This is a genomic window from Hyphomicrobium sp. GJ21 (assembly GCF_001006785.1).
Classification (GTDB): Bacteria; Pseudomonadota; Alphaproteobacteria; order Rhizobiales; family Hyphomicrobiaceae; genus Hyphomicrobium_B.
Window position 1 is genome coordinate 1,043,244 of the sequence record NZ_CDHO01000003.1, and the last position, 20,557, is coordinate 1,063,800.

Annotated in this window: 22 protein-coding genes; 17 read left to right on the forward strand and 5 right to left on the reverse strand. The window is 57.8% G+C overall.

The window, feature by feature from the left end; translation table 11 throughout:
- Window positions 1-10: 10 nt before the first annotated feature.
- The 3 genes from HYPGJ_RS13210 to HYPGJ_RS13220 all read right to left on the reverse strand — a co-directional run bounded on the left by HYPGJ_RS13210 (window position 11) and on the right by HYPGJ_RS13220 (window position 1,340).
- Complete coding sequence (locus tag HYPGJ_RS13210; RefSeq protein ID WP_046848401.1) at window positions 11-283, reverse strand: hypothetical protein; 273 nt, start codon at window positions 281-283, stop codon at window positions 11-13.
- Between the two features lie 117 nt (window positions 284-400).
- Window positions 401-844: a molecular chaperone DnaJ gene (locus HYPGJ_RS13215; protein ID WP_046847561.1), complete on the reverse strand. Its 444-nt coding sequence runs from the start codon at window positions 842-844 to the stop codon at window positions 401-403.
- A gap of 79 nt (window positions 845-923) precedes the next feature.
- Window positions 924-1,340 (reverse strand): PilZ domain-containing protein, encoded by a 417-nt coding sequence (locus tag HYPGJ_RS13220; RefSeq protein WP_046847562.1) that lies wholly within the window; start codon window positions 1,338-1,340, stop codon window positions 924-926.
- Between the two features lie 332 nt (window positions 1,341-1,672).
- Here HYPGJ_RS13220 and HYPGJ_RS13225 point away from each other — a divergent pair, with 332 nt between their 5' ends.
- The 9 genes from HYPGJ_RS13225 (at window position 1,673) to HYPGJ_RS13265 (ending at window position 9,013) form a co-directional block, all read left to right on the forward strand.
- The gene (locus tag HYPGJ_RS13225; RefSeq protein ID WP_046847563.1) at window positions 1,673-2,503 is read left to right on the forward strand and encodes a response regulator transcription factor; all 831 of its coding nucleotides are present in this window, start codon (window positions 1,673-1,675) and stop codon (window positions 2,501-2,503) included.
- On the forward strand, window positions 2,448-3,701 hold the full coding sequence (locus HYPGJ_RS13230; RefSeq protein ID WP_046847564.1) for a flagellar hook protein FlgE: 1,254 nt from the start codon (window positions 2,448-2,450) through the stop codon (window positions 3,699-3,701). Before HYPGJ_RS13225 ends, HYPGJ_RS13230 begins: the two co-directional genes overlap by 56 nt.
- Before the next feature lie 28 nt (window positions 3,702-3,729).
- Window positions 3,730-5,193, forward strand: a complete 1,464-nt coding sequence (gene flgK, locus HYPGJ_RS13235; RefSeq protein ID WP_046847565.1) for a flagellar hook-associated protein FlgK — start codon at window positions 3,730-3,732, stop codon at window positions 5,191-5,193.
- A 4-nt stretch (window positions 5,194-5,197) separates the two neighbouring features.
- Entirely contained in the window at window positions 5,198-6,253 is a 1,056-nt protein-coding gene (locus HYPGJ_RS13240) for a flagellar hook-associated family protein (protein WP_046847566.1), read from the forward strand.
- Window positions 6,254-6,292: 39 nt separating this feature from the next.
- Complete coding sequence (flaF, locus tag HYPGJ_RS13245) at window positions 6,293-6,637, forward strand: flagellar biosynthesis regulator FlaF (protein WP_046847567.1); 345 nt, start codon at window positions 6,293-6,295, stop codon at window positions 6,635-6,637.
- Window positions 6,637-7,053: a flagellar biosynthesis repressor FlbT gene (gene flbT / locus HYPGJ_RS13250; RefSeq protein ID WP_046847568.1), complete on the forward strand. Its 417-nt coding sequence runs from the start codon at window positions 6,637-6,639 to the stop codon at window positions 7,051-7,053. Before flaF ends, flbT begins: the two co-directional genes overlap by 1 nt.
- On the forward strand, window positions 7,050-7,460 hold the full coding sequence (flgD, locus tag HYPGJ_RS13255; RefSeq protein WP_046847569.1) for a flagellar hook assembly protein FlgD: 411 nt from the start codon (window positions 7,050-7,052) through the stop codon (window positions 7,458-7,460). Before flbT ends, flgD begins: the two co-directional genes overlap by 4 nt.
- Window positions 7,457-7,726, forward strand: a complete 270-nt coding sequence (locus HYPGJ_RS13260) for a flagellar biosynthetic protein FliQ (RefSeq protein ID WP_046847570.1) — start codon at window positions 7,457-7,459, stop codon at window positions 7,724-7,726. Before flgD ends, HYPGJ_RS13260 begins: the two co-directional genes overlap by 4 nt.
- A 270-nt stretch (window positions 7,727-7,996) precedes the next feature.
- Window positions 7,997-9,013 (forward strand): GGDEF domain-containing protein, encoded by a 1,017-nt coding sequence (locus HYPGJ_RS13265; protein WP_244466133.1) that lies wholly within the window; start codon window positions 7,997-7,999, stop codon window positions 9,011-9,013.
- Window positions 9,014-9,064: 51 nt separating this feature from the next.
- On the opposite strand, the gene HYPGJ_RS13270 is transcribed toward HYPGJ_RS13265, so the two are convergent.
- Together HYPGJ_RS13270 and HYPGJ_RS13275 are read right to left on the reverse strand one after the other, a co-directional pair.
- The gene (locus HYPGJ_RS13270; protein ID WP_046848402.1) at window positions 9,065-9,928 is read right to left on the reverse strand and encodes a PilZ domain-containing protein; all 864 of its coding nucleotides are present in this window, start codon (window positions 9,926-9,928) and stop codon (window positions 9,065-9,067) included.
- A gap of 59 nt (window positions 9,929-9,987) precedes the next feature.
- Window positions 9,988-11,628: an EAL domain-containing protein gene (locus HYPGJ_RS13275; RefSeq protein WP_244466135.1), complete on the reverse strand. Its 1,641-nt coding sequence runs from the start codon at window positions 11,626-11,628 to the stop codon at window positions 9,988-9,990.
- A gap of 380 nt (window positions 11,629-12,008) precedes the next feature.
- Between HYPGJ_RS13275 and HYPGJ_RS13280 the strand changes: the two genes are divergently transcribed.
- The 8 genes from HYPGJ_RS13280 to HYPGJ_RS13320 all read left to right on the forward strand — a co-directional run bounded on the left by HYPGJ_RS13280 (window position 12,009) and on the right by HYPGJ_RS13320 (window position 20,553).
- Window positions 12,009-12,299 (forward strand): PilZ domain-containing protein, encoded by a 291-nt coding sequence (locus tag HYPGJ_RS13280; RefSeq protein ID WP_046847573.1) that lies wholly within the window; start codon window positions 12,009-12,011, stop codon window positions 12,297-12,299.
- A 502-nt stretch (window positions 12,300-12,801) separates the two neighbouring features.
- Window positions 12,802-15,132 carry a methyl-accepting chemotaxis protein gene (locus tag HYPGJ_RS13290; RefSeq protein ID WP_046847575.1) on the forward strand — a complete coding sequence of 777 codons (2,331 nt, stop codon included), beginning with the start codon at window positions 12,802-12,804 and terminating at the stop codon, window positions 15,130-15,132.
- Window positions 15,132-15,587: an STAS domain-containing protein gene (locus HYPGJ_RS18855; protein ID WP_052750904.1), complete on the forward strand. Its 456-nt coding sequence runs from the start codon at window positions 15,132-15,134 to the stop codon at window positions 15,585-15,587. Before HYPGJ_RS13290 ends, HYPGJ_RS18855 begins: the two co-directional genes overlap by 1 nt.
- Window positions 15,587-15,949 carry a response regulator gene (locus HYPGJ_RS13300; RefSeq protein ID WP_013217024.1) on the forward strand — a complete coding sequence of 121 codons (363 nt, stop codon included), beginning with the start codon at window positions 15,587-15,589 and terminating at the stop codon, window positions 15,947-15,949. The genes HYPGJ_RS18855 and HYPGJ_RS13300 overlap by 1 nt, the downstream gene beginning before the upstream one ends.
- Window positions 15,950-15,982: 33 nt before the next feature.
- Complete coding sequence (locus HYPGJ_RS13305; protein ID WP_046847576.1) at window positions 15,983-18,148, forward strand: chemotaxis protein CheA; 2,166 nt, start codon at window positions 15,983-15,985, stop codon at window positions 18,146-18,148.
- 4 nt (window positions 18,149-18,152) lie between these two features.
- Complete coding sequence (locus HYPGJ_RS13310) at window positions 18,153-18,620, forward strand: chemotaxis protein CheW (RefSeq protein ID WP_083984186.1); 468 nt, start codon at window positions 18,153-18,155, stop codon at window positions 18,618-18,620.
- Complete coding sequence (locus HYPGJ_RS13315; protein ID WP_046847578.1) at window positions 18,617-19,507, forward strand: protein-glutamate O-methyltransferase; 891 nt, start codon at window positions 18,617-18,619, stop codon at window positions 19,505-19,507. Before HYPGJ_RS13310 ends, HYPGJ_RS13315 begins: the two co-directional genes overlap by 4 nt.
- Window positions 19,504-20,553 carry a chemotaxis response regulator protein-glutamate methylesterase gene (locus HYPGJ_RS13320; protein ID WP_046847579.1) on the forward strand — a complete coding sequence of 350 codons (1,050 nt, stop codon included), beginning with the start codon at window positions 19,504-19,506 and terminating at the stop codon, window positions 20,551-20,553. The genes HYPGJ_RS13315 and HYPGJ_RS13320 overlap by 4 nt, the downstream gene beginning before the upstream one ends.
- Window positions 20,554-20,557 lie beyond the last annotated feature (4 nt).

Sequence of the window (20,557 nt, forward strand, 5' to 3'; positions counted from 1 at the left end):
TTCCACCAGTTTATGCCGGTTGGAAACTTTCTACACCCTGGCCGGCCGGCAGGGACGGATTGGACTTGCCCGCGCTGCCGCAGATAGGGCGCGGCCCTTCGATGAGGCTGACGAGATCGGCAAGCGCCTGATGATAGCCGGAATGCCAGTACGCGCATTCGGCGGTATCGCGATCGAGATGGCGATGCTCGCGCAGTTGATTTGACCAGAGACTATCGAGACGTTCGCCAAGCCCGCTCATGCGCGCGCGAAGGATCTGCAGGTCGAGGGAATTCTCACTCATCATAGGCCCCGTGATTTCATATGGCCGTCTCGGACCATAACGGAGACCATACGCGATATTCGTCGCAACATCGCGAACGGGGCAGGTTGCATTTTAACAAAGTCTGGCTACCGGTTGTTAACCGTTCGAGCGACGCTGTCGGGCGAGATGCCTGTCCATGAGATCGTTTGCAATCATCATGCGTTGCGTCGCGATCTCTCTTAGGTCGGAAGGAACCCGATCGGGATGATTGCGAAGCGCGAATTCTCTGCGGAGTACGGCGATCTCGTGTTCCGTCGCGGCGGAATGCAGACCGAGCTCGCTCAGAATTTTTTGCGGATCGAGCGCGCCGCTCAGCGTGCTCTCGCTCTCGTTGCGATAAGCCGTTCGCCGGGTATCGCGATCCGGATCCTCGCGCTGAGGCGTTGCGCGAGCCTGAGCCGCAACATCCCACGCGGCCTCGAGGCTGCTGATCGAGAACCGATGCGAAGGCGATGGCGCTTCGCTCGGCGCGTCGGCGTCATTGAAGAAATCCGTAAGAAGCGCTTCAAAATTCGACGGCAACGGCGTGCGAATGCGCATGATACGTCTGAAAGCTGACCTCGGCTCAGCAAGAAATAGCAGGCACGCCTTGCGGAACGCTTACGCGGCGTGGCCTTCGCTACGACCGCCGCGTCGCCTTCTGCAGCGTGACGGCCTTCCCGAAAAATGCGCTACCGAGATCCTCGAAGTCGAGGCGGTCGTCGACATTCGGCACTGGGGCGCGAAAAGCGATCCCGATGTGCTTGTCCCGGATCCAAGACACATGCCCATCGACGGGCGTTCCATCGAAAAGCGTCAGTACAACCCGCTCGTCGATGTTCGGGACGGCACCGTCGAGAATTCGGATCTTTGCACCGGTTTCAGACAGATCGACCAGGTCGCAAATCATATTGGCGCTGCGAAAGCGCATCGCCGCATGTTGGCTTGCCGAATGGCGAAAATCGTTGCGCCGCTCGAACGCCCGCACGTCGTCGGCCGTAGCGATATCACGGCCAAATGCATCTCGACGAAGTTTGCGCGTTCTCGTTTGTTTCATCACACTCAATTTCTGTGATGCGCCGTAAGGCCAAGACCTCGATCGGCTACGAATATGTCGGCGAATATCATTCTGTATTGAAACGCAAATTCGCTACGATATCGCTATTCAAATGAATCCAATTGAATGCATTGAGTTAATTATTTGGAATCATATAGGAAAATCAGCCTCGATCGAGGCGATACAACCATCGCATCGCGGACTAAACCTCTCCAAATTGATTTGGTGTGCTTTTTGTGACCCATGCAATTACGAAATAATTGTTAATAAGTCACATGAATCACTGTATCTGCGTTGAAGCGGCGTGCACTGAATTATGCGGGGGAACTTTGATGTTCGTTGTTCTGGACGACCGGTCCACGGTCGCGGGAGGCTGTGTCGCGTGCTTTGAACGCGAGGGCATCGCAGCAGTTGCGGTTGAGTCGCACGAATTTCCTGAATGGTTTGAATCAGTTAATGATTCCGACCTCTCCGTCATCGAAGGATTTCTGATCGGTTCCGTCGAGCATCGGCGGCAGATCTCGTCCCGCATCCGCTCGCGATGCCGGGCACCCCTCATCGGCCTGATCGAGGCAAGGGCGTTGAATGAAACGCTCGAACTTTTTTCACTCGGGTTCGACGATGTCCTCGCCAAGCCTTTTCATGTCCGCGAAGTCCTGGCGCGCAGCGGCGCGATTCGCCGCCGGATGAAAATGGCGGAGCAGTGCGTCGACATCGCCGGCATCCGCATTTTCTTCGACGGACGCGATCCGCTGGTGAACGGCGAAGTGCTGTCCCTGCCGCGCCGCGAACGCCGAATCCTCGAATGCCTCGTTCTCAGCCGCAACACGCGCGTGACGAAGACGCAGATTTTCAATCGCGTGTACGGCATTTTCAACGACGAGATCCACGAGAACGTCATCGAAAGCCACATCAGCCGTTTGCGTAAACGCCTGAAGCAGCGGCTCGGCCACGACCCAATCGATTCCCAGAGGTTCCTCGGATATCGCCTCAAGGAATTTTCGGCGGACGAACAGATGTCCTCAGCGGAAGAGGCTGCAAACAGTCTCACGCAAGGCCCGAATGCTTCTCTTGAGCAAACTATCATTCCCGAGCAGGAGAGCGTCGATGGGCCTTTACGGATTAATGACTACCAGCATCTCAGGCATGGCTGTCCAGTCTGACCGTATGGGAACCGTCGCGGACAACATCGCGAACGTCAATACAACCGGCTACAAGGAAGCTTCTGCGGAATTTGCGACACTCGTCGCTGAAGGTCACGTTGCATCATACGTCCCTGGCTCCGTCTCGACCATCGCCCGCCGTGCGGTGACGCATCAGGGCGACTTGAGCTACACGAATTCGCCGACGGATCTCGCGGTCAGCGGCAACGGCTTCTTCATGGTTCAGAGTCCGTCGGGCACGCCTTACCTGACGCGCGCCGGCAGTTTCATTTCGACAAATGGCGAACTCGTCAATGCCGCCGGGTTTACGTTGCTCGGCTACGATCTTCTCAACGGCGGAAGCTCATCGGTCATCAATAGCGCCGCTGGTCTGGTTCCGGTCGGAACCGCAAACTTGGGATTGAAGGCCACCGCCTCAACGGCCGGCAACTTCCAGGTCAATCTTCCGGCCGACGCCGCCGTCTCGACCAGTCTTCCATCTGCGAACGCGGCTGGCGCCGATTTCGCCGGCAAGACGTCGATCATCACTTACGATAATCTCGGTCACAAGGTTACGCTCGATATTTACTCGGCGAAGACTGGTCCCAATCAGTGGGAAATCTCGGTCTATGACAATGCCGGCGCCAGCGCTGGCGGCGGATTCCCATATGCAGCCGGATCGCAACTCACGACGCAGGCTCTGACGTTCAGCGGAACTACCGGAAAATTGACATCGCCGTCGCCCGCGACGCTTTCGGTCAACGTTCCCAATGGCGCAACGTTGAATTTCAATATGGGTAATACCACGCAGCTCGCCGGCGCCTACATCCCCGTCGACGCAAGCGCGAATGGCAACGGACCGTCCGCTGTCGATCGTCTCGAGATCAGCGCGCAAGGTATCGTCACCGCCGTCTATGCCGACGGCTCTCGCGTCGACGCCTTCAAAATTCCGCTTGCGAACGTCGCGAGCCCCGACAACCTGACGGCAATTTCCGGAAACGTGTTCGCGACGAACAAGGAATCCGGTGACCTTCAGCTTGGAACGGCCAATTCCGGCTCGCTCGGAAAAATCGTTTCCGGTGCTCTTGAAAAATCGAGCGTCGATCTCGCTTCCGAGCTGACGACGATGGTCGAAGCTCAACGCAGCTACACAGCAAACTCGAAGGTGTTCCAGACGGGCACCGAGCTCTTGGATGTGCTCGTCAATCTCGTGCGGTAATCGGGAGTTCTAGGGGAAGGTCCCGCAGATGTCGTTGACGTTGAGTACGGACACAGCGCGGTCAAGTCTGCAGGCAACATCCGAGCAAATCTCGGTGGTGTCGCGCAATATCGCGCGCGTGCACGACCCCGACGCGACGCGCAAAATTGCGACGCTCGTCAGCGGTCCGGGCGTCGGCGTCAGCGTTCCCCGCATCGATCGCACGTCGGATCAACTCCTTTTCAATACGTATCTGACAGCCAATTCGGCGAGCCAGGCGCAGACGTCAATCACATCGGCGCTCGGCCAGCTGCAAAGCACCGTCGACGATACCGATCAGGAACACTCGCCCGCCGCGCTGATCGCAAAGCTCAGCGCGACGCTTCAAACGTATTCCGGTGATCCGCAGAATCCGGCCGTCGCCGCAAGCGTGGTTTCCGCCGCGAAGAACGTGTCGAATGCGCTGAATTCCGCATCCGCGACGGTTACGCAGGTGCGGCAGCAGGCGGATTCCGACATTGCGACGTCCGTTGCTAATATCAACGATCTTCTCTCGCAGTTTGAGAATCTCAACAATCAGGTCATTCGCGGCTCGACCAACGGCCGCGATATCACCGACGTCCTCGACGCGCGCGACGCAGTCCTGAAGCAGCTTTCGACGGAAGTCGGGATACGAACGGTTTCGCGCGATAACGGTGACATGGCGATCTACACCGATAGCGGTGTGACGCTGTTCGACAAGGCGCCGCGCGCCGTCACGTTCCAGCAAACGCAGAATCTTGCCGCCGGTGCGCCGGGGGCTGCGGTCTATGCCGATGGTGTCCCGATCGCGGGAACGTCGCATATCCTCGAGATCCAGTCCGGCAAACTCGCGGGTTTGATGTCGGTTCGCGATGATATCGCCGTGACCTATCAGAGCCAGCTCGACGAGATGGCGCGAGGTCTGATCAACGCATTTGCCGAAACGGATCAGTCGGCAACGCCGACGCTCCCCGCAGCGACGGGATTGTTCACCTATTCGGGCGGACCGGCGATCCCGGGGAGCGCCATCGCAGGCCTCGCAAGCTCGATCAAAATCAACGCCAGCGTCGATCCCGGCCAGGGCGGCAATGCCGAGTTGATCCGCGATGGCGGCATCTCAGGCGCCAGTTACAAATACAATTCGGCCAATGCGCCGGCATTCACGGATCGCATTCAAAGCCTGATTTCAGGCCTGAATTCTGGGCAAACATTCGACGCGTCGACGCAGCTTCCATCATCCTCTTCGGTGATGGACTACGCAAAGAACTCGGTCTCTTGGCTTGAGGCGTTGCGCCAGTCCGCGACCGCCGAGGCCGATTACCGGAGCACCGTTGCGCAACGCGCCACCACTTCACTCTCGCAGGCGACCGGCGTCAATCTCGACGAGGAAATGACCAACCTTCTCGATCTCGAACGGACGTTCCAGGCGTCGTCGCGGTTGATCAACACCGTCAACGAAATGCTTTCAACTCTCATTCAGTCATTGAGCTAAGACGATGCTCACACCGACATTCATATCGACGTCAGCCTTATCGAGCGAAACGAAAGCCTCGATTGCGAGGATTCAGCATCGTCTCGTTGATGTCCAAAAGGAGCTCGCTACCGGCCGTCACGCGGACGTCGGCCTGACGCTCGGTGCGCAGACGGGAGTCGCGGTTTCGCTGCGCCAGGACATCTCGCAAATTCAATCGATCAAGGATACGAACTCGCTTGTGCTGACGCGCATGCAGGCGTCGCAGGCCGCTCTCAATACGCTCGCGACGACGAGCCAAACGTTCCTGAATGCGCTGACGCCGGCACAGTCCACCAGCACAATGTCCGGCACCATCGTGCAGCAGGCCAACGCCGCGATGCAGTCGATCCAGGATCAGCTCAATTCGTCGTTGGATGGTCAGTATCTTTTTTCCGGCATCAATTCTGACGTCAAACCACTCGACGATTATTTCGCAAATCCGCCGTCCGCGAGCGCGCAGGCGGTCAACGCTGCGTTCGTTGCGAAGTTCGGGATGAGCCCGAGCGATCCCGGCGTGTCGGCGATATCAGCGTCCGACATGCAGGATTTCCTCCAAAATGAGTTTGCCGATCTATTCTCGGATCCGAACTGGTCAGCAAACTGGTCGGATGCCTCTGATAAATCGGTAAACAGCAGAATCTCGCGGACGGAAACGGCCAATACGTCGGTCACCGCGAACGACCAGACGTTCCGGCAACTGACGCAAGCATTTGCGATGGTGGCGGGCCTCGGGTTCCAGAATCTGAATAGCTCGACGCAGAAAGTCGTCCTGCAGCAAGCGACACAACTCGTCAGCAACGGCATCGGTGGATTGACGAGGGTGCAAGCGTTCCTCGGCGTAACACAGCAGCGCGTGTCCGACTCCAATGAGCAGATCGATACGCAGATCGATTTTCTCGAAAAATCCATCAGCGGCCTCGAATCCGTGGATCCAGCGGAAGTGACGACGCAGATCTCGGATCTCTCAACGGCACTCGAAGCGGCCTACAGCGTTACAAATCGTTTGAGCAAACTAAGCATCATGGACTTCCTCTCTTGATAACCCGGCGCATGTAGCGCCGAAGGACCGGACTGAAACATGTATAAGTTCTCTTACGAAGAGACGTTGAGCGACTCCGCCGGCCGCAAGCGCGAGAATGAACGCCTCGCGCTCGAGCAGTCCGTATCGATGCTGAGATCCGCTGAAAAAGCTGGCGCAAATTCGCGCGAAGCCGTCGACGCGATCTGTTTCCTCAACCGGCTTTGGAGCTTCCTTCTCGAAGATCTCGTCAAGCCGGAGAATGCGCTTCCGGACGATATCAGAGCGAATTTGATTTCTATCGGAATCTGGATGCTGAAGGAAGCGGACGCCATCAGCAGCGGCAAGTCGAAGAATTTCGCAGGCTTGATCGACGTTTCAAGCGTCATCGCGGAAGGTCTGTGATGGCCGGTGGATTGAAAATCACCCTGCGTGCCGGCGAGCGGATTTTCGTCAATGGCGGCGTGCTCAAAGTCGATCGCAAAGTCAGCATCGAGCTGATGAACGACGTGATTTTTCTCCTCGAGCAGCACGTCATGAAGCCCGAGGAAACGACGACGCCGCTCCGCCAGCTCTATTTCATGGTGCAGATGATGCTCATGGACCCGGCGCTGCACATGAAGGCGCGGACGATGGCGAAGGAGTCGGTCGCAAATCTTCTTGTGAGTATCCGCGACGGAAAAATGCTGCAGGGCTTGATAGAAACAAGCGATTTGCTCGATGCCGATCGCCCCTTTGAAGCACTGAAGAAAGTAAGAATGCTTCTTCCATTAGAGGCGGCAAGCGCCGTCACGCAGGAACCGAGCAAGGAGGTCGCATGACCACGATTCCCCCAACAGGCAACACATCCGGAACGTCAAACGCCGACGCGAATGACAAAACGAAAAACTCCACCCTGAATTACAACGACTTCCTGAAACTTATGGTCGCGCAACTCCGCAACCAGGATCCGTTGAACCCGACCGATTCCACCGAGTACATGTCGCAGATCGCGCAATTCTCGAGCGTTGAGCAGGGCATCAATACAAACGCGAAACTCGACCAGCTGCTTGTGAATTCCAATATCTCGCAGGCGAGCACGATGATCGGCTTGTCGTTGACATCTGCGGATGGCTCGGTGTCCGGCATCGTCACGTCCGTGCGCATCGATTCGACGGGCTCCACAGCGATTCTAAATAACGGCAAGGAAGTTCCGATCACTCAGGGCGTCGTGCTGGGGTATCAATGACGGAAGGCGACGCGCTCGGCATTGTCCAACAGGCGATCTGGCTGACGATCATCCTCGCCGGTCCCGTCATCGCATCTGCGATGATCATCGGCGTCGGCGTGGCCTTTTTTCAGGCGTTGACGCAGGTCCAGGAGATGACGCTGACGTTCGTACCGAAAATCATCGCCGGATTTCTCATTATCCTGATGACCGGAAGTTACAGCGGAAGTCTGCTCAAGGTTTTCACTGAGCAACTCTACCTTCGAATTGCGACGGGATTCAAATAGCGCACAGACAATGATGCTAATACGCTTGATAAGTCGCAGCTGTGCTTAGTTTTTACAGCCTACGAAATTCGTAAATAGCCGATAATGATAATAGAAAAGCGGACGCCAACCGGCTACGGCGTACACTGATATCGCAACCGGATATATTGCACCTCGATTGAGCGGTGGTTTATGGGCACGATAACTTCAAGGCAATTTCCATTTTCGGCCGTGATCATGATTACGAGTCTCGTCGCCGTAGCCTCCGCTTATTTCCTATGGACTTTGTGGATGCGGAGCGACTTCGGGCTTACAACCTGGGGGGAATGGTCCGACATCAGCTGGCAGGTTGCGGAGGTCGATTCTCGCGGCCGCATCATTCGCCTCGGATCGCACCCGATGGCCATTGCGGCATTGGCCGGAACCGTTTCGGTTTGCTTCGTCGCTTTCATGCTTGGCGCTTGGCAGTTTTTGACCGGTAATGAAGTCCGCCGCAAAAAGGATAACGACGCCGCATCAAACCGCATCGAAAAGGTCGGTCAGGAACTCGATGACGAGGTCTTGGTGCTGTTGGGCCTGTTGCGCCAGCATACCGACGTCAGCAGCCTGCACTCCGAAGTGCTGGCAAAGGTCAACAAGACGCTTCCATCGCTGACGACGGCGGATCAGGTGAGAGGCGTCGTGCAGCGTCTGATTGCCGAAAACACAAAGATTCGCAGCGAAGTCGACGTTTTGAACGCGCGCTTGCAGCATTCGCAAACACAGATCGAAAAGTTACGCTCCAGCCTGAGCGAGAGTCAGCATCTCGGAATGCTCGATGCCGTGACTCAGCTCAAAAACCGCCATTGGCTCGAAGCAAATCTGCATCGTGAAGTTAAGGCCGCGTCGGAACTCAACGAGCCCCTTTGCCTCATCATGGCCGACGTGGATCACTTCAAGAAAATCAACGATACGTTTGGCCATACCGTGGGCGACGAAATCCTCAGACGCTTTGGTGAACTGCTGTCGAAGAACATCAAGGGCCGCGACACGGCGGTACGCTACGGCGGCGAAGAGTTTGTCGTGGTGCTGCCGCAAACTCAGATCGAGGGCGCGGATAATCTTGGCGAACAAATTCGCGACGAACTGCAACGAAAGAAATGGATGCACCACAGGACCGGCAAGCCCATCGGTACCGTCACGGCATCCTTCGGCATCGCCGAGCTTCGTCCCGAGGACGGCCCCGAGTCTCTGCTTGAGCGTGCCGACGCGAAACTGTACGAAGCAAAAGCAGCTGGCCGCAATTGCGTGAAATCGGACAGCGATTAAGCCTATCCGCTGAGATAATGCGGTCGCGACGCACATCCCGTGCGTAAAGCGTCAGCCGGATATCAAAGGATCATCATCGGCGAGCGGGCAGTCGAATCGGACGCCAGCCTTGCCGTTCTTCGACCACACGATCAAGCCCGGCACTTTGCGGCCGTTCCGCAGGATGACGACGACAGCATCTTTCAGACGAAACTCCTGATCGCAATCGACGTTCAAATCGTTCCTCGAAGCATCACGCACAAATGCGGAAAATGCACCCGCCTGCGAGAAGATCTTGCATGGCTGCGCCGCGGAAAACCTCGGACTTTGCCGGCGTTGCGGCAGGATCGGCAAGGCCACTTCGCCCTGCTGATTGATGCACGTCTGCGATCCTGTGATGGCCTCTTTCAAAAATCGGCTGAGCAGCAGAGCATTTCCGGTGTAGGCGCCGTTGAGCCGCCAGCGCGTTTCGGGCTCAAGGTCCAACACGGCATCGCGACAATCCTCCGCAAGCTTTCGCCACACGACGGCAATCTGCTCGAGCTTGGCGAGCGGAATTTGCGGACCGGCGAATAGTCCCGCGCTGTCGAGCAACGGCATCGTAAGCTTTTTGGCATCCGCGAGATCGAAGTAGGCGCGTGCAATGGCAGCTGCGAGGTCGCGCGGCAGCCCAATGTCCTGCCACGAGCGTAACGCAATCTTGACGATCGGCGACTCGACAGGAATGAGGTTATTGCAGGCACGTAGCATCCAGCTTCGCCGCGACGCCAGGCTCGCATTCATGCAGGACGCGATCCCACCGATCTGCAGTGCCGTCCAATGAAACTCGCAGACGAGAGCTTCAAATCGCGCGAAGCCATCCGCCGTGCCGCTCACCGGCGGCGAGGCGCGCCGCGGTTTGATAGGCTCGGACGATTTTAAAAGTGCCCCCAGCATTTCGACATTCCCCACGGATTCATATTTCGCAAGCGCGCTTGAAGATCCTTCCTCCAGATTCAAAGCGGCTGCGAAAACAGCTCTCGAATTTTTTCTGACGGAACCGCAGGCGAAAACAGAAAGCCCTGCGCTTCGATGCATCCCTCGGCGCGCAGGAGATCCAGCTGTTGCGTGGTTTCGACGCCCTCCGCGACGCTCGTCATCCCAAGATTGTAGCCAAGCTGAATGATCGAGCGACGCAGCGTTGCCGACCGCTTTTGGTTGGCAGTGTTCGAAACAAACGAACGATCGATCTTGATTTTGTCGAACGGGAAGCTCTGCAGATAGCTTAGAGACGAAAACCCTGTTCCGAAATCGTCGATTGCAAACCGCACGCCGAGCTTCTTGAGACGCTCGAGCGTTGCCGCAGCGCTCTCGCGGTCCGTCATCAAAAGCGTTTCGGTGATTTCGAGGACAAGGCGCGAGGCAGGCAATCGCTTTGAGAGTGCCAAGATCTTGTCAACGAGATTCCCGCCGCTGAACTGTGCCGCGGAGATGTTGACTGCGATCCAAATGTCGTCGGGCCATCGGCTCGCTTCGGCGCACGCTGTCTTGAGAACCCAGTCGCCGATCTGTCCAATGATGCCGCACTCTTCCGCCACAGGAATGAATTCCGATGCCGGGATCAGGCCGCGCTCGGGGTGGCGCCAGCGGATCAACGCTTCGCAGCCGACGATCTTGCGCGTCTTGATGTTGACGATGGGCTGATAGTGAAGCTCGAACGCATTATTGGCGAGAGCTTCGCGCATCTCCGTTTCTATTTGCATGCGCTGGTCGTGCTGCCCGTCATTGGGTGTTCCAAAAAATGCGGCGTTCTCTTGTTCGCTGGTCAGCGAAGTCTGGCGTTCGAGCGGCCTGCTTTGAACATCGTCGTGAGACGGCCGGGCAGATGCTGCCAAAGATTGTCGGCAACCAGAGATATCTGTCGCTATGCTGACAAATCCGCCTCGCGCGAGAGGAATGGTGCGGGTAGCCGTGACGGAACCGTCGGAGTGGTGGCGCTCGATGCCCTGAGCAGCTGGGCTGGCGGCCGACGCAATTTGGTTGCGGACGTAAGCTTCAATATCGGCCGCCGCACATTCGTTGCGTCGCGCCTCAGCGCGATAGAAATCCTCAGCGGTCTGCGGGAGGTCGGAGATTGCCGCGCTGGAGCAGCTGATGGAGTCGAGTTGGCGCTCATTACAAAGAAGAAGCTTGTGATCCTTGTCGAAGGCAGCAACGCTTCCGGGGAAATTGTCGACGATGGTCCGGAGCAGTTCGGCGTTGACGTCCAGTTCGCTGCGCAGCCGCAGAAGCTCCGTGATATCGCGCTGAACCGAGAGATACCCTTTGAGGCCGTTACGGCTGATGAGCGGAACGATCAGGGCGTCAACCCAGTATGTACGGCCTTTCTTGCAACGGTTCATCACCTGCGCGCGCCAAGGCCGTCCAGCCTTCAACGTGCGATAGGCATCAGCCCAAAAGGCCGAAGGGTGATGCAATGAATTCAGGATCGCGTGCGATTGGCCAATGAGTTCGCTTCGAGAATATCCGCTAAGCCGCGCAAAAGCGTCATTGACGTGAAGAATCCGGCCATTTGGATCGGTGATCGAAATAATGCCGAATTGGTCGAGTGCAGAGGCAAAGCCGCGCCGCCCCCAGGACGTTTCCGCAAAATTCACGTTTGCAGGCCGGCGCCGGCCGGAGGAGCGGGCGACCGCAGCATTAGACGCTAAACCGTCGAAATTGAGAGCCATGCCGCCACGTGCCGAGATAGGAATGCCGCACAAGCGATCTCACCATCACAGGTGATATACGCCGATCCGATGCGAACAATTTGATGGAAACATCTTAACGTCGCCTTAGTCGAGTTTCGAAAAGGGGCAACGCAGGCCGGGGAAAGAGACATTTTAAAAAAGCAGAGCCTGCATTGAAATTGGGGCCGCGAATGGAGATTCAGATGCAACCCGGCAAGCCAATTGGATAGAAGGCGAAAAGGCGTTTTAAGGGCCCCGCAAGTTATTCGCGCAATGGTCACCTCGAATATTGAAGTGAGGGTGTCTTGCCTATTGATAAGAGGCCGGAGCGACGGCAATTCGGGAGACGGTCGGTATTCAAATCGGCAGTCATTATCACGAGTGACGGCCGCCGTTTGCCGGGCGCAGTTGTCGATTTTTCCGATGCTGGCGCGCGAATCAAGCTCACGGAAACGGCCGCTGTTGGGCCGGATTTGGAACTCGAAATTCCGGGCGACGATTTCGTCGTGAAATGCCGTTTGGCGCATTCGGAAGGCGTTTATATTGGCGTCAAATATACGAAGCCGCCGCGTCGAATTTCCTGGGCGACGCGCTAGTGGGAAAAATAAAGTCGGAAGGAATGGGCCGTCAGGTATTGAAAAGACTCGCATAATCGCAAGTCGGCAACGAAATCACAAAAATAAATACATCATTTTCGCGGCGTAAACCAATTCGATAACATTGCGAATTATTTTTGCCGAACGGTTGCTTGATAGTTGAAATCATAGGCATGACGCCGCGCAACCGTGTCGGCTACAACCCGACATGTTCCGAGCTCAAAGAAGCAGGAACAAGACGATGGCGCCTTTCACCCGATCATCGGCCCTCGTGCCGATGCGCGCGAATTCAATCGATCGATATGATCTTCGATCCCGCGTAATTCGCGGTCGCAGCTTCCGCTCTTCGCTGCACCAGCGCGCTCCATCGCAAAGCGAACGTGCATTCCAGCAGCGCTGACGAACCAACGAGCCTCGACTGTGAGGCCGTTTCCGAATGCGCATCGGCTACCGATTCCAGCAAGCCGCCTCCCCACCGCCACATCAAACCAGGTCAAAAAAAATGGTCATCGGGCATATCAATAGCAAATGGTCAATGCCGCGTCGGCTTGCACTTATATCGGCCGTATTTCTGATTCCGTCGCTCGGTCAGATGTACATGTATGCGGAGCAGAAGCGCACACAGATCAATGAACTTCAGAAGGAGGTCGAAGGCGCTAAGCTCGCTCGAGCCGTCTGGGACGAGATGAGTAGCGACCAGACTGGCGCCTCTGGAATGAGCAGCCGGTTGGCGACACTTGCGCGAACGACGGGCCGAGGGCTTGGAGTCGAGCCGGCCATCGATACATTTGCGAATGCCAAAACCGCGACCGACAAAAGCAAGGCCGGCTCGGAATTGCTGAACACCATCGCCGACGCATCGGCAATGTCCGCAGATTTGTCGGCCGATACGCACAACGCTCAGAAGATTTTCACTGAAAGCCTGTCGGCGATCGCGCAAAACTTGGTCAGTCTTCGCAGCACGCTCACTGCGCCGCAAGCCAGCGAAGCCGCGCTTGCAATCGACTATGCCGCGCTAAATGGCGCGCTGGAGAATCTGCGCAAGCCGCTTACCGATATCAAGACAATGGATGCCGCTAACGGTGAGCAGCGAGCCCTGGCAGATGCTGGCGTTCAGCTCATCGCTCACATCGATCAAATCGCGTCGGCGATCAAGGCCGCCAACTACCAGCGTCCAGCTCTCGGTGCTGATGTGATCGCCGCTGTGTCTGCGGCACATAAGGCGACGGGTACCATGGCAGCCAATGCGGGCGAGCTGTTCATTCAGCTGGCGGAGGATCGCAATAACGAGGCGCAAACCGGGCTGTATCGCACTCTCGCCTTGCTTATCGCGGCGACCATTCTAGCGGTCGGAGTTGTGACGGTCCTTGCGAGAGGCATGTCAAAGCGGCTCGCGAGCCTCGTCCGCGCCATGGATCAGATCAGCAAGAAGGATCTCAGCGTCGAGATCCCCTGCCTGACGGATCGCAATGAGAACGGTCAGATCGCCCAGGCGCTCGCACGCTTCAAAGAGGCTGCGGTCGAGCAGAAGGCAATGACGGATGCGGCTGTCGAAGCGGCAAAACAGCAGCAGGAGCAAGGCGATCACTATGCCCGCGAACATGAGCGCTTCATGGATGCGTTCACGATGGCGGCAGATCGCATCTCTCGCGGCGATTTCGAGCATCATATCACGGAGAAGGTCATCTCCGAATATGAGCCGATCATCAGCCAGATGAACCTGATGATGAGCCAGCTGGAGCAGGCGCAGGTTCAGAAGCGCGAAGCTGAAAAGCAGATCAACGTCGTCGTCGAGTCTTTAGGCGCCGCGCTTTCGGAACTCGCCGCAGGCGATCTCGAAACGGGTCTCTATATCGACGTCGCGCCGGAGTTCGCAAAGCTGAAGGCGGACTTCAACTCCGCAGCGACGACGCTGAAGAGTACGATTTCTCTCGTCAAAAAAGGCACGGCCAGCATCAAGCTTGGCACGGGTGAAATTTCGCAGGCTTCGGACGATCTTTCGCGCCGGACTGAAAACCAGGCGGCCAGCCTCGAAGAGACGGCGGCAGCGGTCAAGGAAATCACCGACACGGTCAACAAGACGGCGCGCGGTGCAACGCATGCTCGTGAGACGGTCTCCGTCGCAAAATCGGATGCCGAGAAGAGTGGCGAAGTGGTGCGTCGAGCAATCGAAGCGATGAACGGCATCGAAAGCTCATCGAAGCAAATCAGCCAGATCATCGGCGTGATCGACGAGATCGCATTCCAGACCAACCTTCTCGCCTTGAATGCCGGCGTCGAAGCCGCGCGGGCTGGCGATGCGGGTCGTGGATTTGCGGTCGTCGCGTCGGAAGTCCGGGCATTGGCGCAACGCTCCGCCGAAGCCGCGAAAGAGATCAAAGGATTGATCTCGGCTTCCACGGGACAAGTCTCGCAGGGCGTGCAGCTCGTCGGTGAGACCGGCCTCGCTCTGACCCGGATTGTGACGCAAGTCGCCGAAATCAATTCGATCGTCAGCGAAATTGCAGCAAGCGCAAACGAGCAGGCGCATGGGCTCGAGCAGGTGAACACCGCCGTCAACGAAATGGATCAGGTGACGCAGCAGAACGCGGCGATGGTCGAGGAAGCGACGGCGGCGACGCAAACGTTGGCGCAGCAGACCGAAGAACTCGCGACGCTGGTCAGCCGCTTCAAGACTGGCGACGAGACCGTCGTTGACATTGCGCCACGACGCGAAGCGGCAAAACCGGCCGTGCGTGTCAGCAACTCGGCAGGCCGGGCAAAAGTAGCCGCAAACGGCAGCGGTCGCTCGTACGCGGCCGCAGGCGCTGACGCCGGTTGGGAGGAATTCTGATGCCTCGCGCAAAAAAGAAATCAGCTATCCCGAGCCGTGGTCCCAAGAAAACGGCTGCCGCCAAAGGATCAAAGACGAAGGCGAGTTCGGAAGCCATAGCGCCTACGATCGATACCTTTGAATTCGCCGCGGACGAAGCACCAATCTCGACGGCGTCACCGATTGTGGAGGATCAGCCGTCGCAGCCGTTGATGCTGCCGGATTGTCTCGATTCGGCGGCCGCGATCACGATCAAGGAAATGCTGCTGACACAGCGTGGCAATGCCATCGCCGTCGATGCAAGCCAGGTTCGACGCGTCGGCGTGCAGTCGTTGCAGGTGCTCGTCGCCGCGGCAAGATCATGGCAGCGCGACGGCCTCGGCTATCGCCTGGAAAACCCAAGTTCTGAATTTCTCGAGACGATCGCGCTCGTTGGACTGCCGCATCAAGAGTTGCTGCTTGAAGGACATCAGTAATGCAAACGATTCTCACGGTCGACGACTCGCGCACGATGCGCGACATGCTGCGAATGGCGCTTGTCGAAGCTGGTTTTAATGTCGTGCAGGCGGTCGACGGGGTCGACGGCCTCGACGTTCTCCAGCAGTCGACGCCCGACGTCATCGTCACAGACATCAACATGCCGAAGATGGACGGCTTCGGTCTAATTGAAGCGGTGCGCAAGGACAATCGGTACCGGAAGGTTCCCATTCTCGTTCTGACGACGGAAAGCGACGCGGCGAAAAAGCAGCGCGCCAAAGAAGCCGGCGCAACGGGATGGATCGTCAAGCCATTTGAGCCGACGAAACTCATCGCCGCCATTCGGCGCGTCGCGGCTTAACACGGCAATCAGGGGGTGACGGTCGTGGACTCAATGGCGGCAATTCGGCAAACCTTTTTTCAGGAGTGCGAAGAACAGCTCTCCGAAATGGAAATCGGCTTGCTTGCGATGGACGAAGGCAGCACCGATTCCGAAACGGTGAATGCGGTCTTTCGCGCAGTGCACTCGATCAAGGGTGGGGCGGGCGCGTTCAAACTGACGCAGCTCGTGCAGTTTGCGCATACGTTCGAGACGGCGCTCGATTTCGTTCGAAGCGGAAAACTCAATCCGACGTCGGAAATGATGAAAATCATGCTCCGCGCCGCTGACGTTCTTGCCGACCTTGTCGAGGCGTCGCGCGAGGGTAGAGAAATAAATGAAGCGAGCTATGAAACCGTCGCTTCCGACATCAAAAGCCTGACGCTGATCGACGGCAAAGAAGAGGTCGAAGAAGCAATCGACTTCCAGCCGACCGTAATCGATTTTGGATTTTCTGGCGTCTCTGTGGAAGCGGCGCCCGAGGAAGAGGTATCGGCCTCGCACGAGTATCGCATCGGCTTCACACCGCGGCCGGAACTCTACGCCAACGCCAACGAAACGGCCCTCGTACTCCGCGAGCTGAATCGGCTCGGGTCAATGGAGGCAACGTGCGATGCTTCGGCACTACCCGACCTTGAGAACATTGATCCGAACGGCGCATATTTTTCCTGGTCTATCCGCCTAACGTCGGGCCAAGAGATCGCGGACGTTCGTGAAGTCTTCGAGTTCGTCGAGGGCGAAGCCGAACTCTCGATTGAAAGCGACGGTCAGCCGGAAGTCTCCGATGCCGACATCGCTGCGCTGCTCGCGAAAGCGCTTGGAGCCCCGGCAGCCCCGGAGGCAGACGCTGTAGCGGAAAGCGCGATGCCAGCGCAGGAAATTGAAATCGCACCGGTAGTGGCCGAAATAATTCCGGCTCCGGCTGTGGCGGTTGAAGCAACGAAGCCGGACGCCAAATCGGCTGCCGTCCCCGCGCAGACGACGATCCGGGTTGAGTTCGACCGCGTTGATCGCCTGATCAACCTCGTCGGCGAGCTTGTCATCAACCAGGCTATGCTTTCGCAGCGAGTCATCGAGGCAAATTTTTCAGGCTCGTCGTCCGTCATTATCGGGCTCGAAGAGCTCGAGCAGTTGACGCGCGAGATTCAGGAAAGCGTGATGGCGATCCGCGCGCAGCCGGTCAAACCGCTGTTCCAGCGCATGTCGCGCATCGTTCGCGAAGTCGCCGACGCAACGGGTAAGGAAGTCCGTCTCAAGACCGACGGTGAAGCGACCGAAATCGATAAGACGGTTGTCGAGCGTCTCGCCGAGCCGTTGACGCATATGATCCGCAATGCAGTCGATCATGGCATCGAATCGCCCGAGCAGCGACTCGCCGCCGGAAAGCCCGCGGAAGGTTTGGTGCGTCTGACAGCCGCCCATCGCTCGGGTCGTATCGTCATCGAGATTGCTGACGACGGCGCCGGCATCGATCGACCCAAGGTGCGAGCTTCGGCAATCAAGAAGGGGCTTATCCCAGCTGACGCTCAGCTGACGGATAGCGAAATCGACAATCTTCTGTTTCTGCCAGGCTTCTCGACCGCTTCGACGATCTCGAATATTTCCGGTCGCGGCGTCGGCATGGACGTCGTGAAGCGATCCATCCAGGCGCTCGGCGGCCGCATTTCGATTTCATCGCGTCCCGGCCAGGGTTCCACGTTCTCGATGAGCCTGCCGCTGACGCTTGCCGTGCTCGATGGCATGGCGGTTTCCGTCGCCGGACAGACGCTGGTCGTACCGTTGACCGCGATTGTCGAAACGCTCAAGCCGAAGAAGACCGATATTCACGCGCTCGGCGCTGAAGGCCGCGTCATGTCGATTCGCAATACATTTGTGCCGCTGATCGATGTCGGTACGCAGCTCGGATTTCGTGAGACCGCCGCGCAGCCGGAAAACAGCGTCGCGATCCTCGTCGAAACGGGTGGTGGCGCACGGAATGCGCTGCTCGTCGATTCGATTCAGGATCAGCGGCAGGTCGTCATCAAAAGTCTTGAAGCAAATTACGGCACCGTCGAAGGCATCGCTGCGGCGACGATTCTCGGCGATGGGCGCGTTGCGCTCATTCTCGATGTCGACGCCTTGGTGACGGGTTCATTTGAAGAATCAGTGTCCGGCGAGCTTCGCTATGGAACGGGAGGTTAGGATCGTGCAAGAGAACGGACCGGCAGCCAAAGCTGCAAACAGTGAATTCGTAGCGTTTCGCGTCGGCGCGCAGGAATTCTGTATCGACATTATGTGCGTGCGTGAAATTCGCGGTTGGACAATGGCAACCCCGTTGCCGCACGCACCGGACTACGTCCGTGGCGTGATCAATCTGCGCGGAGCTGTGCTTCCGATCGTCGATCTCGCGATGCGTTTTGGACTGGGTCTGACGGAGTCGACGCCGCGCAGCGTCATCATCGTCGTCCATATTCATCAGCAGATCGTGGGGTTGCTCGTCGACGCCGTGTCCGACATTCTGACCTCATCGGCAGACTCGATGCAGCCGACGCCGGATATCGCGTCCGAAATGGCGAAAACCTTCGTCAAGGGCGTGTACGCGGTGGACGGGCGCATGATCAGCATCGTCGCGCTGGACAATGTATTGCCGATTGCAGCAAAGGCCGCGGCATGACACTGGCGGTTCAGCGCGCGCCGGCGAGAGCCGCGGATGCGCCACTTGTCACCGGCGAGTTTGCGTTTGCCGCGGCGGACTTCCGCGCGATTGCGGAAATCGCCAAGGCCGAAGCCGGCATCGATCTCCCGGAGTCCAAAGCGACGCTCGTTTACTCGCGGCTGGCCAAGAGATTGCGCAGCCTCGGACTTCCAAACTTTACCGAGTACATCGACCGGGTTCACGGCGACGACCAGGAGCGCGGCAACATGATCGCCGCGCTGACGACCAACGTGACGCGCTTTTTCCGTGAGCCGCATCATTTCGAATATCTCAAGAAAAACGTTCTCGAACCGCGCGCCGCCCACATTCGCAAAGGCGGACGCCTGCGCCTCTGGTCGTCCGCCTGCTCGAGCGGACAAGAGCCGTACTCGATGGCGCTCACGGTTCTCTCCGTCTTTCCTGACGCGCGGCAACTCGATATCCGAATTCTGGCAACCGACCTCAATCCGAACGTCGTCGCGCATGGCAAGCGCGGTCTCTATCGCAACGAGGAGGTCGCCGAAGTCCCCCAGGCTCTGCGCACGAAATGGCTCGAGCCGGTGACAGGCGACGCCGACAGCATGCGCGTCGGAGAAGCGGCGCGTGCACTGGTTGCGTTTCGCGAACTCAATCTGATGGGCAACTGGCCGTTCAAAGGGCCGTTCGATGCGATCTTTTGCAGAAACGTCGCGATCTACTTCGATCACGAAACGCAGGGAAAAATCTGGAAGCGCCTCGCGAGCCTGCTCGCGGACGGCGGCGATCTTTACATCGGACACTCCGAACGCGTGTCCGGACCGGCAATGAACATCCTGACCGCAAACGGCGTTACGAGTTATCGCAAGAAAAGCGACGCACAGAGATGAAAAGAATAAGAGTTCTCGTAGTTGACGATTCCTCGACGATGCGCGGTCTGATCGCGACGGCGCTCTCGTCGGATGCCGAAATCGAAGTCGTCGGACAAGCGGAAGATCCGCTGCAGGCCCGGCAGGCGATCAAGGCGCTGAATCCAGATGTCGTGACGCTCGACGTCGAGATGCCGAATATGAGCGGCCTCGAATTTCTCGAAAAGATCATGCGGCTGCGGCCGATGCCGGTCATCATGGTGTCGACGCTGACGAGCCGCGGTGCCGAGGAAACTGTGCGCGCGCTCGAGATCGGTGCGGTCGATTGCATTGAAAAGCCAAGGCCCGGCAACGAACACAATTTTGAGGAGCTGCCGTTCAAGGTCAAGATCGCTGCGATGGCACGCGTTCGCCCGCTGACGACCGAAAGCGAGAGACAAAAAAATGCGGTCGAAGCCAGATCCGCGCACGGGCAGTATGCTTCCGATGGGCGCGTGCTCGCGATTGGCGCTTCCACGGGCGGCGTCGAAGCGCTGATCGAACTTCTGTCGCATTTTCCTGAAAACTGTCCGCCGACCGTCATCGCGCAGCACATGCCGGCGTCGTTTACGAAGAGCTTCGCAAACCGCCTCAATCGTCTATGCCCGGCGCAGGTGCAGGAAGCGACGCATGGAGCAAAACTCGCGCCGGGTCAGGTATTCCTGGCGCCGGGCGGATCGCTTCATCTCGAAATTGCCGGCAAGGGTGACTTGCGCTGCGTTATGAAAGCAGGCGACCGGGTCAACGGTCACTGCCCTTCGGTCGACGTTCTGTTTGAATCGGTGGCGCGCTCGTGCGGATCGCGCTCAGTGGGCCTCATACTGACCGGTATGGGCCGCGACGGCGCGTCCGGACTGTTGTCCATGCGCAAAGCAGGCGCCAGAACATTCGGACAGAATGAATCCAGCTGCATCGTGTACGGAATGCCGAAGGCTGCATTCGACATCGGCGCAGTTGAAAAGCAGTTGCCACTCGACCGCCTCGCAGCGGCAATAGTGTCAGAAACGTCAACAATCAAAAAACACTAGGAGG

Coding starts and splice junctions, on each gene's coding strand:
- HYPGJ_RS13210 (WP_046848401.1), bottom strand. CDS start 283: ATGAGTGAGAATTCCCTCGACCTGCAGATCCTTCGCGCGCGCATGAGC.
- HYPGJ_RS13215 (WP_046847561.1), bottom strand. CDS start 844: ATGCGCATTCGCACGCCGTTGCCGTCGAATTTTGAAGCGCTTCTTACG.
- HYPGJ_RS13220 (WP_046847562.1), bottom strand. CDS start 1,340: ATGAAACAAACGAGAACGCGCAAACTTCGTCGAGATGCATTTGGCCGT.
- HYPGJ_RS13225 (WP_046847563.1), top strand. CDS start 1,673: ATGTTCGTTGTTCTGGACGACCGGTCCACGGTCGCGGGAGGCTGTGTC.
- HYPGJ_RS13230 (WP_046847564.1), top strand. CDS start 2,448: ATGGGCCTTTACGGATTAATGACTACCAGCATCTCAGGCATGGCTGTC.
- flgK (WP_046847565.1), top strand. CDS start 3,730: ATGTCGTTGACGTTGAGTACGGACACAGCGCGGTCAAGTCTGCAGGCA.
- HYPGJ_RS13240 (WP_046847566.1), top strand. CDS start 5,198: ATGCTCACACCGACATTCATATCGACGTCAGCCTTATCGAGCGAAACG.
- flaF (WP_046847567.1), top strand. CDS start 6,293: ATGTATAAGTTCTCTTACGAAGAGACGTTGAGCGACTCCGCCGGCCGC.
- flbT (WP_046847568.1), top strand. CDS start 6,637: ATGGCCGGTGGATTGAAAATCACCCTGCGTGCCGGCGAGCGGATTTTC.
- flgD (WP_046847569.1), top strand. CDS start 7,050: ATGACCACGATTCCCCCAACAGGCAACACATCCGGAACGTCAAACGCC.
- HYPGJ_RS13260 (WP_046847570.1), top strand. CDS start 7,457: ATGACGGAAGGCGACGCGCTCGGCATTGTCCAACAGGCGATCTGGCTG.
- HYPGJ_RS13265 (WP_244466133.1), top strand. CDS start 7,997: ATGCGGAGCGACTTCGGGCTTACAACCTGGGGGGAATGGTCCGACATC.
- HYPGJ_RS13270 (WP_046848402.1), bottom strand. CDS start 9,928: ATGCTGGGGGCACTTTTAAAATCGTCCGAGCCTATCAAACCGCGGCGC.
- HYPGJ_RS13290 (WP_046847575.1), top strand. CDS start 12,802: ATGGTCATCGGGCATATCAATAGCAAATGGTCAATGCCGCGTCGGCTT.
- HYPGJ_RS18855 (WP_052750904.1), top strand. CDS start 15,132: ATGCCTCGCGCAAAAAAGAAATCAGCTATCCCGAGCCGTGGTCCCAAG.
- HYPGJ_RS13300 (WP_013217024.1), top strand. CDS start 15,587: ATGCAAACGATTCTCACGGTCGACGACTCGCGCACGATGCGCGACATG.
- HYPGJ_RS13305 (WP_046847576.1), top strand. CDS start 15,983: ATGGCGGCAATTCGGCAAACCTTTTTTCAGGAGTGCGAAGAACAGCTC.
- HYPGJ_RS13315 (WP_046847578.1), top strand. CDS start 18,617: ATGACACTGGCGGTTCAGCGCGCGCCGGCGAGAGCCGCGGATGCGCCA.
- HYPGJ_RS13320 (WP_046847579.1), top strand. CDS start 19,504: ATGAAAAGAATAAGAGTTCTCGTAGTTGACGATTCCTCGACGATGCGC.